The organism is Afipia massiliensis, assembly GCF_014203115.1.
In the GTDB taxonomy this organism is placed as follows: domain Bacteria; phylum Pseudomonadota; class Alphaproteobacteria; order Rhizobiales; family Xanthobacteraceae; genus Afipia; species Afipia massiliensis.
The window spans coordinates 309,442-322,885 of record NZ_JACHIJ010000002.1 but is presented as its reverse complement, the minus strand read 5'-3'; the positions used below and the strand labels follow the sequence as shown (position 1 = coordinate 322,885).

The following is a 13,444-nucleotide window of genomic DNA, read 5'->3' as shown; positions in this document are numbered from 1 at the left end:
CGGTTCATGTGAGGTGAGGCAGGCGCGGCGAGGCTGCGTCGTTCACTTCGGGCCCCGATGATGCGCGACCTGTTTGACGGCGATGTTGCGGAATTGCGTGATGTGCAACTCGCGCCGGGTGCGATGCTGCTCGCAGGCTTCGCGCGGCCGCTAGAAGCGCCGCTGATTGAGGCGGTGAACGCCATCATCGCGCGCGCGCCGTTTCGTCATCTGATTACGCCCAGCGGTCACCGGATGTCGGTGGCAATGACCAATTGCGGCAGGGTGGGGTGGGTCAGCGACCGCGGCGGCTATCGCTACGACGCCATCGATCCCGAAAGCGGCAACCCGTGGCCGCAGATGCCGGACGTGTTCGCGGGACTGGCTGCACAGGCAGCCGCCAAGGCAGGCTTCGCCGATTTCCGCCCCGATGCCTGTCTCATCAATCGCTATGAGCCGGGCGCGAAGCTCTCGCTGCATCAGGACAAGGACGAACTGGATTTCAACGCGCCGATCGTGTCGGTGTCGCTGGGATTGCCCGCGACATTTCTGTTCGGCGGCTTGAACCGATCCGACAAGACGGCGCGCTATCGGCTCACGCATGGCGATGTTGTGGCGTGGGGCGGTCCAGCGCGGCTGGCTTATCACGGCGTGATGCCGCTGGCGGACGGCGAGCATCCGCTGCTCGGCAATCAGCGCATCAACCTGACGTTTCGCAAGACGCGCTAAAGCGCTTTTGCCGGAAGATGCGTTGACGCCGCAAGACACGCTCATTCCGTTCGTCCCCGCGAAGGCGGGGACCCAGGGCAAGAACTGGATTCCCGCTTGCGCGGGAATGAGCGGAGAAAGGACGAGTCGGAAGCTTTACTCCCGGTCGACCCGTACGACACGTCCCTTGTCGATGGCCAGCGCAAGGCGGCCTTTCTTCAAAGCCAGCGCTGCTTCGCCGAACAGTTCGCGACGCCAGCCGTGTAACGCACCGACATCGGCATTGTCGTCGGCTGCGATCTGTTCGAGGTCGTCTACGGTCGCGATCACCTTGCTGGCGACGGCGTGCCGTTCCGACGTCATGCGCAACAGTACCTTGAGCAGTTCAACCGTTGCTGCGCCGTTGGTGTTGCCGCGCGGCTTGTCGAGCTTGGGCAATGTCGACAGGTCGCGTGCAGTCCCGCGTTTCACCGCTGCGACGATGTCCTGTCCCCATTTCGATTTGTCGAAACCTTTCGGCAGCGAACGCAGACCTGCGAGCCGCTCGAGGCTGGTGGGCGCGTGGGTGGCAATGTCGCCGATGGCGTCGTCCTTCAGCACGCGCGAGCGCGGCACGTCGCGGCTTTGCGCTTCCTGTTCGCGCCACGCCGCGACTTCCATCAGCACGGCGAGTTCTTTCGGCTTGCGGACGCGGGTCTTGAGACGCTCCCACGCGCGCTCAGGATGGAAGTCGTAGGTCTTCGGCGAGGTGAGGATTTCCATCTCCTCGCTGACCCATTCGCTGCGGCCGCGCTTCTTGAGGTCGGCGTCGAGTGCAGCAAACACGTCGCGTAGATGGGTGACATCGGCGAGGGCGTAGGTGACCTGATCCTGCGTGAGCGGACGGTTCGACCAGTCGGTGAAGCGGTGGGTCTTGTCGGGACGATGCCCGGTGATGCGCTCGACCAGCTGATCGTAGGCAATGGAATCGCCATAGCCGAGGACCATGGCGGCGACCTGGGTGTCGAACACCGGATGCGGGATGATGCCGGCGCGATGAAAGATGATTTCGATGTCCTGCCGCGCGGCATGGAACACCTTGAGCACGTTCTCGTTGGCCATCAGGTCAAAGAACGGCTTGAGGTCGATTCCCTCGGCGAGGGTATCTACAACGACAGCCTCATCCGCACTGGCCATCTGCACGACGCAGAGGAGCGGATAGTAGGTGGTTTCGCGCAAAAACTCGGTATCGACAGTGATAACGTGGTGTTTGGCGAGGCGATTGCAGATTGCGGCGAGTTCGTCCGTGGTGGTGATCATTTCCATGCGGGGGTTATGGACGCCTTGAACGGAATTTTCCATGCGAAAATCGGCTGATCGGGCAAGCCCATAGGTCATGGCCCGGGACATCTTTTGTCCACCGCTGAACCGGGGATGCACGCCGTACGACCAATAGGTCATTGCCGCAATGCACTATTTCAGGGAGCAATTGTCATGGCCGGAAAATCTCTTGTCGGTGTGGGAGCCGCGGGCTTCCTGATCGCATCGCTGGTTCCCGTCATGGCCATGGCGAATAACCTCGCGGTCAACACCGGCACCCACATCCCGATGCGACCCCACGTCAATCTCAACGCGACGATCAATCTCGGCGTGAAGGCCCGCACGTTTCACGATCTCGACCTATCCGAAGCCTGCCGTGCCGACCAACGCATCAAGACGAAGGGCAAGCGCGAGTGGCGCTGCCGGCAGGATCGTTAGCGCAACATTCCGCAAGGTGAAATCAAGGGAGGCATGCGCAGCCGCAAGGGGGCTGCATTGCACGCGCGAGCATGATTAGGTGCGGCTCCACATGCGAGCACCATCATGATTACTGGACTTGATCACGCCGTCGTTCTGGTTCGCGACATCGAAGCGGGTGTCGCTGGTTATCAAACGCTGCTTGGCCGTGCGCCGATGTGGCGCGCGCAAAGCAATGGTGCAGCCATCGCTATTTTCGTGCTCGACAACACGTCGCTCGAACTGATGGCGCCTGCGGGTGAAGGCGAAGCCGCCGATCGCGTGCGCGCCGCGCTCGACAAGCAAGGCGAGGGGCTCGCCAGTCTTGCTTTCGGTGTCGACGACATCGCAAAGGCGCATCATCGCCTCACGCGGCTCGGCCTTGCACCGGACGACATCAGCAACGGCGCCAGCAATGATCTTGCATCCCACCGCTCGCTGGCGTGGAAGCGGACGCGCGCGTCGGCGGAGTCGACCCACGGTATCCGGCTGTTCTTTCTTGAGCGCGCGGAACGGCTGGCGCGGTCGCCAGAGACAGCCCCGGCGCCGGTCACTTCGCTCGATCATCTGGTGATAGCGACGCCCGATCCCGAGCGCACAGCGGCGCTGTACGGCGCGCGGCTCGGCCTCGACATGAAGCTGGACCGGACCATTGCCGCATTAGGTACGCGCTTTCTGTTCTTTAAAACCGGCGGTCTGGTCTTCGAGGTCATCCATCGCACCAAGGACGGCAGAGGGGACGGCCCGGACAAGATCTACGGCGTGTCCTGGCGCGTGGCAGACATTGAGGCCACCCGGGCGCGGCTTCTCGGGGCGGGGCTGGACGTCTCCGAGCCGCGAGAGGGACGCAAACCGGGCACCCGGGTCTTCACGGTGCGGACCGGCACATTCGGGGTGCCGACCATCGTGATCCAGCAGGGCCAGCGGGAGCCCTAGCGACAGTTGATGGCCCATCTGCGACCGGGGCAGCGGGTACATTGTTTTTATTAAGCTTTTTCCCGCCATACGGGAGGGTAACCGGCACCATGCGGTTGCCGCGTTCCCTTCGCTCGGGTAAACCCTGCGCGCGCACCACTAGCGCCCATATCCCCTGATTCTTGTCTCTGACGCCGTTTTCCAGGATTTCCATGCATCGTTATCGTTCCCACACCTGCGGCGCGCTCCGCGAAGCCGACATTGGTCAAGAGGTCCGGCTGTCCGGCTGGTGTCACCGCATCCGCGACCACGGTGGACTGCTGTTCATCGACCTGCGCGACCATTACGGAATGACGCAATGCGTGGTCGATCCGGATTCGAAGGCATTCGGTCTGGCCGAAAAGCTGCGCGCTGAGTGGGTGGTGAAGATTGACGGCAAAGTGCGCCGCCGCCCTGAGGGCACGGACAATGCCGACCTGCCGACCGGCATGGTCGAACTGTTCATCGCGGACATCGAAGTGCTGGGCGAGGCGGGTGAACTGCCGATGCCGGTGTTCGGCGATCAGGAGTATCCCGAGGAAATCCGCCTCAAGTACCGCTTCCTCGATCTGCGCCGCGAGAAGCTGCACCAGAACATCATGACGCGCGGCGCTATCGTCGACTCGATGCGCGCGCGGATGAAAACGGCCGGCTTCTTTGAATTCCAGACGCCGATCCTCACCGCGTCGTCACCGGAAGGCGCGCGCGACTTTCTGGTGCCGTCACGGATTCATCCCGGCAAGTTCTACGCGCTGCCGCAGGCCCCGCAGCAGTACAAGCAATTGCTGATGATGTCGGGCTTCGACCGTTACTTCCAGATCGCGCCATGCTTTCGCGACGAAGACCCGCGCGCAGACCGTCTGCCGGGCGAGTTCTATCAGCTCGACGTTGAGATGAGCTTCGTCACGCAGGACGATGTTTTCGCGGCGATGGAGCCGGTGATTACCGGTGTGTTCGAGGATTTCGCCAAGGGCAAGCCGGTCACCAAGAAGTGGCCGCGCATTCCGTTCGCCGAATCGCTGCGCAAATACGGCACCGACAAGCCGGACCTGCGCAATCCGCTGGTGATGCAGGATGTGTCCGAGCATTTCCGTGGTTCGGGCTTCAAGGTGTTCGCGCGCATGCTCGAAGACGCGACCAATCAGGTCTGGGCGATCCCCGGACCGGGCGGCGGTTCGCGCGCATTCTGCGATCGCATGAACTCGTGGGCGCAGGGTGAAGGCCAGCCGGGCCTTGGCTACATCATGTGGCGCGAAGGCGGTGAGGGGGCAGGCCCGCTCGCCAACAACATCGGCCCGGAGCGCACCGCTGCAATCCGCGAACAGCTTGGCCTCAAGGAAGGCGATGCGGCGTTCTTCGTCGCCGGCGATCCGCAGAAATTCTGGAAGTTCGCAGGTCTCGCGCGCACCAAGCTCGGCGAAGAGCTGAACCTGATCGACAAGGACCGGTTCGAACTCGCCTGGATCGTCGACTTCCCGATGTACGAATACAACGAGGAAGACAAGAAGGTCGACTTCTCGCACAACCCGTTCTCGATGCCGCAAGGTGGCATGGAAGCGTTGCAGACGCAGGATCCGCTCACGATCAATGCGTTTCAGTACGACATCGCCTGCAACGGTTACGAGATTGCGTCGGGCGGCATTCGCAACCATCGCCCAGACGCGATGGTGAAGGCGTTCGAAATCGCCGGTTATGGCGAGGAAACGGTCATTGAGCGTTTCGGCGGCATGTATCGCGCGTTCCAGTACGGCGCTCCGCCGCATGGCGGCATGGCTGCAGGTGTCGATCGTATCGTCATGCTGCTTTGCGGCACGAACAACCTGCGCGAAATTTCGCTTTTCCCGATGAACCAGCGTGCTGAAGATTTGCTCATGGGCGCGCCATCGGAAGTCGCGCTCAAGCAGTTGCGCGAGCTTCATATCAGGCTCAATCTGCCGCAAAACTGAAGTTTCTTGCAAAGCGTTAAGACTTCGCAGAAACTTTGGGTCAAAACTCGAATACCAAGAATCGAAGGTTCCCCATGACGAGCAGCCTTGAAAAGCTTATGGAATTTGCCCGAAATGTTAGGATGTCTGCAGAAGAGCAAGAGCAGCAGCGGCGAAGCTTTGCTTATGGGAGTGCGGCTATAGAAAATAGCGATGTAACTCGAGAATTCATTAGACGGGCCGCCGATGAGATTGCGGCAGGTCGAAAACAAATTGTTGATGAACGGACTGCAGCTCCTAGTCCTCTGACCAAGTAAGATTATGACCAGCAACGTGTCAGACGGTGACCGGCATAGCGAAGCTGGCGAGCCGGTTCTGATCCATGACCCTGCGGAACTGGCTCTAGCGGAAGCTCGTAATGCCTTGCGTCAATTTGACGTGGGAATGGAAATTCTCGATCAATGGCTTGCTGCAGAAAAATACAAGCTCAAGATCAGCAATCTTTTGATACTCAACCGCGTAGTCTTAGAAGGTATCAATAGATACGCTGGGACATTTAGATCCACGCCTATCAAAATAAGTGGATCGAAGCACGAGCCACCTGATCCTACGCAAGTCCCGATCTTTATCGAGGACTTTTGCGAATACATAAATGAAAATTCGCAAAAAAGTGCGGTCCATCTGGCTGCATATGCGCTATGGCGGTTGAATTGGATTCATCCTTTTGCAGATGGAAATGGAAGAACGGCGAGAATAGTGTCGTACATGTTGTTGTGCGCGAGACTGGGATATCGCGTACCAGGTACTACAACTATTCCTGAACAAATAGCAGCTAACAAACAGCCCTATTATGCAGCGCTCGAAGCTGCAGATCGTGCATTTGAGAAGGGCGAAATCAATGTCTCCGAAATGGAATCGTTGCTGAAAGAAAAGCTAGCGACGCAATTGTTGGAAGTTCATAGCGCTGCGACTTCGATTTCAAACGATAACGGTCGCGAAAAACCAAGGTCTTTGCCGGTGCCACGTCAAAGACAATCTGTGTTGGAGGCAGATGTTGAGTATATTAGGGCTGATGGAGCCTACCGACCAGTATACGTGATAACGCTTCCCCGGAACGAATTGACTGCGCAGGGTTCGAACCAAAGCAATAGCGACAAGACTTGGATAGAGCGCAATGCGGCGTTGGTTACTGCGGTAGCGACAGTGCTTTCTGCGATTATTGCGGCATCTGTGGCGCTCCTGATCCGTAGGTAGCGATCCTACTTGGGACGCGTGAGGAATTGAGTATGGCGTCTAACTTGTCTGAAGAACTTCGCCTCGCGGCGTTGGCTTACCATCGCCTTCCACGGCCCGGTAAACTCGAGATTCAGGCGACCAAGCCGCTTGCCAACCAGCGCGATCTCGCGCTGGCCTATTCGCCGGGTGTTGCCGCGGCCTGCGAGGCGATTGCCGCCGATCCGGCGATGGCTGCCGAACTTACGACCCGCTCCAATCTTGTTGCCGTCGTCAGCAACGGCACCGCCGTGCTTGGCCTCGGCAATATCGGTCCGCTCGCGTCCAAGCCCGTGATGGAAGGCAAGGCGGTCCTGTTCAAGAAATTCGCCGGCATCGATGTGTTCGACATCGAGATCGCCGCCGACACCATCGCGCGCGTGGTGGAGACGGTGGCGGCGCTGGAGCCGACGTTCGGCGGCATCAACCTTGAGGACATCAAAGGCCCGGAGTGCTTCGAGATCGAGGAGCAGCTCAAGGCGCGGATGAAAATCCCGGTCTTCCACGACGACCAGCACGGCACTGCGATCATCGTCTGCGCAGCGATCCGCAACGCGCTGATGCTGACCGGCAAGAAGATCGAAGACATCAAGATCGTCGCGTCCGGCGCGGGTGCTGCAGCGATCGCCTGCCTGAATCTGCTCGTGTCGCTCGGCGCACAGCGCAAGAACATCTGGGTCTGCGACATCGACGGCCTTGTCTATGAAGGCCGCAATACGCTGATGGACAAGTGGAAGGCGGTCTACGCGCAGAAGACCGACAAGCGCACGCTGGCCGATGTCATCGGCGGCGCGGACGTGTTCCTCGGTGTGTCGGCCGGCGGCGTGCTCAAGCCCGAGATGGTCAAGGAGATGGCGGACAAGCCGCTGGTGATGGCGCTCGCCAATCCGACGCCGGAGATCATGCCGGACGAGGCGCGCAAAGTGCGCCCCGACGCAATGATCTGCACCGGGCGTTCCGATTTTCCCAATCAGGTGAACAACGTTCTCTGCTTCCCGTTTATCTTCCGGGGCGCGCTCGATGTTGGTGCGACCGCGATCAACGAGGAGATGAAGCGTGCGGCAGTGGATGCGCTGGCGCAGCTTGCGCGCGATCCACCGTCCGATGTCGTGGTGCGGTTCGATGGCGGTGAGACGCAGGGATTCGGTCCCGGCTCGTTGATCCCGAGCCCGTTCGATCCGCGGCTGATCCTGCGCGTCGCGCCCGCGGTGGCGCAGGCGGCGATGGACTCCGGCGTCGCGACGCGGCCGATCACCGATTTCGACGCCTATATCGAACAGCTCGACCGCTTCGCGTTCCGCTCCGGTCTGGTCATGAAGCCGGTGTTCGCGAAGGCCAAGACCCAACCAGTCCGCGTGATCTACGCCGAGGGCGAGGACGAGCGCGTGTTGCGTGCTGTTCAAGTCGTGCTTGAGGAAAAGCTGGCGCGCCCCATTCTGGTCGGACGTCCGTCGGTGGTCGCAACGCGCATCAAGCGGTTCGGTCTTTCGATCAACCCCGGCAGCGATTTCGATCTGATCAATCCAGAGGACGATCCGCGTTATCGCTCCTACGTGCAAACCTACATCGATCTGGCCGGGCGGCACGGCATCACACCGGAAGCCGCACGGACGCTGGTGCGTACCAATGCGACCGTGATCGCGGCGCTTGCGGTGGCACGCGGCGAGGCCGACGCCATGCTGTGCGGCGTCGATGGCCGCTACATGAGCCATCTGCGGCGCATTCGCGAGATCATCGGGGTCACGCCGGGCCTTGCGGACTATTCGGCGCTGGCGCTGGTCATCACCAGCAAGGGCGCGTACTTCATCGCCGATACCCAGATTCGTCCCAACCCGACCGCGGAAGAACTGGCGGAAATGGCGGCGCTCGCCGCCGTGCACGTCCAGCGGTTCGGCATCAAGCCGAAGGTGGCCTTCCTGTCGCATTCGGACTTTGGCAGCTACGATTCAGCGTCGGCACAGAAGATGCGGCGCGCGACCGAGATACTGGTGAATGACCACCCCGAGATCGAAGCCGACGGCGAGATGCACGGCGATTCCGCGCTGACCGAGCTGTCGCGCAAGCTCGTGCTGCCGCATTCGCGGCTCGAAGGGTCGGCCAACATCCTGATCATGCCGAACCTGGACGCGGCCAATATCGCGTATCAGATGATCAAGATTCTCGCCGACGCACTTCCTGTCGGGCCAATCCTGATCGGACCCACGCGTCCGGCCCATATCCTGACGCCGTCGGTGACAGCGCGGGGCATTCTCAACATGACGGCGGTCGCCGCGGTCGAGGCGCAGGAGCGGGCGGGACGGCAACAGCCGACGCTGTTCGGTTGACGGTAACTCCTGTATAGTCCTGTTCGCGGGATTTCAGCAGGGGCGATAAATGCCAGCCATAGTCACAGTCGGACGTGTTCTGTTCGTCGTCCTGTTTGTGTTTTCCGGGGCCTCCAAGCTATTCGATATCGCATCGACCACGCAGGCGATCACCGAGAAGGTCGTCCTTCCGGCGATGCTGACGCAATACACCACCCAGCTTGAGGGCATCACCGGGATGGCGACCGCGCAGATGCTGGCAATTTTGGCCGGCGTCCTGGAAGTCGCCGCCGGATTGTTCATCGCGCTGAATTTCGGCACGCGGTTCTTCGCCTGGGTGCTGGTGCTGTTCGTCGCACTGGCGACGTTCTACTTCCATAATTTCTGGGATATGACCGGCGCCGATCGAATCAACAACATGATCCATGCGCTGAAGAATCTCTCAGTGATCGGCGGGCTGCTGGTGATCGCAGGGTACCCGCGTCCGGTCGCGATGGAAGACAGCGGCCGATATACGGACGTCTAGCTCCGCCGCCACGCCGTTACATCGACGCGCCGTTCCGCGTCGAGCACGCGGACCTCGTCAGCCTTGAGGCCGTGGGCGGCCAGAATGGTCTGCGGCGAACGCGACGGTATCTCGAGAAATCCGCCCATCCCGCGGGGGATCGTCACGTTGTGCGCCTGCGACAGCCAGAACGTATCGAAGCGGTCCATGAACATCTCGAACACAACGGGGCCGCCGATGATCGCCGCGGTTCCGGTCGTCACGCCGCTCTTGCGGCAGGCGTCTTCGAACGAAGCGCCGGCGGGATTCCACAACGTCGCCTTGGGATTAGCGGGATCGCGGGCGAGGTCCGGTACGGTTCGCGTCAGCACGATGCGCGTGCGGTCGGGCGAGCGCGGCTGATCCTCGAATGAGTTTCGTCCATGCACGATCAGGTCCGCCGCATCGAGGGCGGATTCGAAAAACCTTTGATCGGCCTCGAACTTCAGTTCCGGCGGCATGATACCACTGGCGTCCGCGAGCATGCCGTCGGCGGAAAGGATCACATAGCCTTCGATGCGCATGAGATGCGGTTTAGCCATTTTCGGAAAAGCCGCAAGTGCGGGTTTGCTGCTATTCCGAAATGGTCTGCACGACGCTGTTGACCGGGCGCGCGCTGACCGTCGGTAGCTTCACGTCCTTGACCAACTCCTCGTCGTATTTCGCGATGGTCTGCATCGGCGCCTTGGCCTTGACCTGTACCACCTTGTAGCCGCCTGCCTTCAGCCGCTTCATCAACTCGGGCAGCGCTTCTGCGGTATGCTTCTGGAAGTCGTGCATCAGTACGATGCCCTTGCCGTTCTTCTCGAGCTTGTTCATCACGTTCTCGATGATCTTCTCGGCCTTGCTGGCCTTGAAGTCGAACGAGTCGAGATCGCACGACCAGATCGAAATGTTGCGCTCGCCGAGATACGTCACCATCGCAGGCGGATGCTGGAGCGCGGGAAACCGGAACAGCGGTGAGGGCGCGGCTCCCAGCGCCCACTTCACGGCGCTGAACCCCTTCTCGATTTCGTCCTTGCGCTGGTCGTCGGTCAGCTTCTTGTTGGCGAGGTTGGCGTGCGACCACGTATGCGCGCCGATGGTGTGACCTTCCGCGGCGACCTGCTTGAGAATCTCGGGATAGTAGGTCGCATGCTTGCCGATCGGGAAGAAGATCGCCTTGACGCATTCGTCGGCAAGCGTCTTGAGAACCGATGGCGTGTTCACCGGCCATGGACCGTCATCGAACGTTAGCACCACTTCCTTGTCGCGCAGGAAGTCGAGCTGTTTGAAATGTTCGAAGCCGAAGCCGGGGCCACCGGTGGTGTCGATCTGCACCACGCGCGATACGCCGATGGCGTTCGGGTTAGCGCAATTGGCCTTTATCGGTGTTGGTGCAGGCGTTGGCGCGGGTGCGGTTGCAGTTGTCGCGGCCGGCGCCGGCGTTGGAGCTGTGGCTTTGGCCGGCGGTGGGGTGGTGCGCTGCGGGATGAGGGCCTGTGACCAGACGCTGGTGAAGGCGCAGACCGAGATGACACTGGCGGCGAAAACGGTTGCCTTGATGCGCATGGAAATACCCCCGAACGCAAAATCCTCGCGTCCGGCCCGGCGGACGCTGCCGTAGTCCCGGACATGAGCCTAGACCCACATCGTTTATCGCGCCAATCGATTTTCAACCGGCGCGTTGGCAGGGTTAATTCTGGAGACTTGAGAGTTCCGTCAGGCTGTCAGGGCGCGGGCAATCGCGGTCACGACGCGCGTGTCGGTCGGCTCGACGCGGGAGGAAAACGCATCGGCGATATGGCCGTCACGGCCGACGAGATACTTGTGAAAATTCCAGCCTGGCAGATCGGCCGGGCGCTCGGTCGCTGCCCATTTGTAGAACGGATGGGCGTTCGGTCCTTTCACGGAGGTCTTGGCCGTGATCGGGAAGCTGACGTGGTAGGTCTGCTCGGCGGTGTGCGTGATGTCGCTTGCGCCGCCGGGCTCCTGCGCACCGAAGTCGTTGGAGGGGACGCCGATGACAGTCAGGCCGCGGTCGCGAAACTTCGTCCAGATCTCCTGCAGTCCCGCATATTGCGGAGTGAAGCCGCAGAGCGAGGCGGTGTTGACCACCAGCAGCGGCTTGCCCGCGAAGTCGGCGAGGCGGATGTCGCCGCCCTTCAGGCTCTGGAATGAAAAGCCGTAGGCGGTCATGCGGCTCATCGCAGCCTGCGCGAAGACGGATCGCGTCGCGAGCGGGAGTGCTGCGCCAGCCGCAATGGCCGTTATCACACTTCGGCGGTCGATCATGATGCGCTCCCTGAGAGACTGTCGCTCAAGATAACGGATTGCCGCCGTCCCAAGTTTCAAGAAGCCGTGACAGTTCTCACGGACGCTTTGGCGGCTTGTCGCACCATGGCATCGGCAATTCCGGTTCGTAGTACTCGTTCCACTCGCAGATGTATTCGGGGCCGCTGCGCTTCATGACATGCTTCACTGGCTCGGCCTGGCTGATAGCCACATGGGCGACGATCAGCGCCGCGCCGATCGGATAGGCCCATTTGCTCCACCGCAGGTCGTTCAGCTTTTCCAGCAGGAGTCCGCCGGCCAGAATGATGAGCGGATCGGTCAGAATAAAGTATTCGGCCTTGAGGTTGCGCCGCACGCCAAGCGCATCGATGCCGATGGCTGACAGTAGCAGCAGCATCGCCTGGATTGCGACCTGTCGTTCGCCTTTGAGCCACGCATAAACGATGCCGGGAATGACCAGCCATGTCAGGAACACGGTCGGGCGCGGTGACGTGAACAGGACGAACGTATACCGCTTGAGTACGGAAATGACGCCGTCGAACAGCAGGCTGATGGCCGCTAGAATCTTGCCGCCTTCGGTCGCCGTGGTCGCCGGCGCGTCCGCAAATACCAGCATTTTCTCGATGGGATTGATCACCGCGACCGCGTTCTGCGGATCATACTGCAGATAGAGCGTGAGCAGTCCGAGTGACGCGCCGGCGATAACCGCGAACATCGACGTCAGCGTTTCGGTGAGGCTGATCCGCCAAATCGCTGCGTAGACGATCATGGCGAGGCCGATCCAGCAGAGCAGGGCAACCTGATACACCCCGAATTTGCCGCCGATCAGCGCGTTAAGCTGGGCAATGTCCATCGATTCCGGCTCGAGCCCCGCGGCAATCAGCGGCCACGCAAGGCTGAGCATCAAAGCCGCGACAACGGCTGCACCGAGCGTCGCGATCCATGCCCGAGCCGAGTTGTTCCAGAACGCTGTGCTGATGCTCTCCGGCGTACCGAACGGCAGCATCATCAATGGGAGTCCCGCGATCAGCAGAATGATCTGAACCTTGTTCTGCAATCCGAGCACGCACAGCGCGGCCGCGCCCGCGAGCGCGAGTGGACGCCAGGTGCTGGCGCGGCGGCTCACGGCGATCAGCAGCATCAGTGCGAGCGTGAACAAACACGCGGCGATCAGTTCGCTGCGGAGAATACGCATATGAACCGCGATGCCGCCGGAGAATGCGAACGCGAATGTGGCCAGCAGCGCGATCCGCCAGTCGCGGAAGATGCAGCGGGCGAGCGCGGCGAAGCCGAGGACGAAGATCGTTGCGGTGAGCCACGCCACCACGCGGCCGGCGCGAACCGCGCTCGTCATCGCGGCATCGAAGGCAGGGACGTTCAGCGCCGAGGGAATGGACGACAGCTTCCATGCATCGAGCAGACCCAGCGAATGCATCAGCTGGAACCACGACTTCACCGACAGGATGGTGAAGTAGGATGGGTGATCGAAGAACGCCTGCGGCTTGCCCTCGTTCAGCACGAGCGCGTTGTAGACGATCATGAAATCCATGTCGGCATTGCGCCAGTAGATAACAAAATAGCCGGCCAGGAAAAACGACAGCGCGAGGCCAATGAAAATGACAGCCATGCCGCCGGTCCAGCCGAACGGTGTCAGCCTGGCAAGCGCGTCACGCCGCGGGTCCTTGGAGGAGGGTGTTGCTGAGGTCTGGGTGTCGGGGAAGGCTGTCATG

Annotated in this window: 13 protein-coding genes; 8 read left to right on the top strand and 5 right to left on the bottom strand. The window is 61.1% G+C overall.

Annotated features, from left to right (window positions below; genetic code table 11):
- Positions 1 to 57: 57 nt before the first annotated feature.
- Entirely contained in the window at positions 58 to 708 is a 651-nt protein-coding gene (gene alkB, locus HNQ36_RS06315; protein ID WP_430641350.1) for a DNA oxidative demethylase AlkB, read from the top strand.
- Between the two features lie 135 nt (positions 709 to 843).
- Here the strand turns inward: alkB and rnd are convergent, their stop codons facing one another.
- A complete protein-coding gene (gene rnd / locus HNQ36_RS06310; RefSeq protein ID WP_184084087.1) occupies positions 844 to 1,992 on the bottom strand; it encodes a ribonuclease D in 1,149 nt (382 codons plus the stop codon).
- A 168-nt stretch (positions 1,993 to 2,160) separates the two neighbouring features.
- Between rnd and HNQ36_RS06305 the strand changes: the two genes are divergently transcribed.
- The 7 genes from HNQ36_RS06305 (at position 2,161) to HNQ36_RS06275 (ending at position 9,422) form a co-directional block, all read left to right on the top strand.
- Positions 2,161 to 2,424 (top strand): hypothetical protein, encoded by a 264-nt coding sequence (locus tag HNQ36_RS06305; RefSeq protein WP_184083151.1) that lies wholly within the window; start codon positions 2,161 to 2,163, stop codon positions 2,422 to 2,424.
- A 105-nt stretch (positions 2,425 to 2,529) separates the two neighbouring features.
- The gene (locus HNQ36_RS06300; protein WP_184083149.1) at positions 2,530 to 3,378 is read left to right on the top strand and encodes a VOC family protein; all 849 of its coding nucleotides are present in this window, start codon (positions 2,530 to 2,532) and stop codon (positions 3,376 to 3,378) included.
- 191 nt (positions 3,379 to 3,569) lie between these two features.
- The gene (gene aspS / locus HNQ36_RS06295; RefSeq protein WP_184083147.1) at positions 3,570 to 5,342 is read left to right on the top strand and encodes an aspartate--tRNA ligase; all 1,773 of its coding nucleotides are present in this window, start codon (positions 3,570 to 3,572) and stop codon (positions 5,340 to 5,342) included.
- Positions 5,343 to 5,416: 74 nt separating this feature from the next.
- Positions 5,417 to 5,638, top strand: a complete 222-nt coding sequence (locus HNQ36_RS06290; protein WP_184083145.1) for a hypothetical protein — start codon at positions 5,417 to 5,419, stop codon at positions 5,636 to 5,638.
- A gap of 4 nt (positions 5,639 to 5,642) precedes the next feature.
- Complete coding sequence (locus HNQ36_RS06285; protein WP_210311943.1) at positions 5,643 to 6,575, top strand: Fic family protein; 933 nt, start codon at positions 5,643 to 5,645, stop codon at positions 6,573 to 6,575.
- Positions 6,576 to 6,607: 32 nt separating this feature from the next.
- Complete coding sequence (locus tag HNQ36_RS06280) at positions 6,608 to 8,917, top strand: NADP-dependent malic enzyme (protein WP_184083143.1); 2,310 nt, start codon at positions 6,608 to 6,610, stop codon at positions 8,915 to 8,917.
- 49 nt (positions 8,918 to 8,966) lie between these two features.
- The gene (locus HNQ36_RS06275) at positions 8,967 to 9,422 is read left to right on the top strand and encodes a DoxX family protein (RefSeq protein ID WP_184083141.1); all 456 of its coding nucleotides are present in this window, start codon (positions 8,967 to 8,969) and stop codon (positions 9,420 to 9,422) included.
- Here HNQ36_RS06275 and HNQ36_RS06270 read toward each other — a convergent pair.
- From HNQ36_RS06270 to HNQ36_RS06255, 4 genes are all read right to left on the bottom strand, one after another.
- Positions 9,419 to 9,964, bottom strand: coding sequence for a dihydrofolate reductase family protein (locus HNQ36_RS06270; RefSeq protein ID WP_184084082.1), 546 nt, complete (start codon positions 9,962 to 9,964; stop codon positions 9,419 to 9,421). The two genes, HNQ36_RS06275 and HNQ36_RS06270, sit on opposite strands and share 4 nt — an antisense overlap.
- 49 nt (positions 9,965 to 10,013) lie before the next feature.
- Positions 10,014 to 10,991 carry a polysaccharide deacetylase family protein gene (locus tag HNQ36_RS06265; protein ID WP_184083139.1) on the bottom strand — a complete coding sequence of 326 codons (978 nt, stop codon included), beginning with the start codon at positions 10,989 to 10,991 and terminating at the stop codon, positions 10,014 to 10,016.
- Between the two features lie 150 nt (positions 10,992 to 11,141).
- The gene (locus HNQ36_RS06260) at positions 11,142 to 11,714 is read right to left on the bottom strand and encodes a glutathione peroxidase (protein WP_184083137.1); all 573 of its coding nucleotides are present in this window, start codon (positions 11,712 to 11,714) and stop codon (positions 11,142 to 11,144) included.
- 76 nt (positions 11,715 to 11,790) lie between these two features.
- Positions 11,791 to 13,443 (bottom strand): hypothetical protein, encoded by a 1,653-nt coding sequence (locus HNQ36_RS06255; protein ID WP_184083135.1) that lies wholly within the window; start codon positions 13,441 to 13,443, stop codon positions 11,791 to 11,793.
- Between the last annotated feature and the right edge of the window lies 1 nt (position 13,444).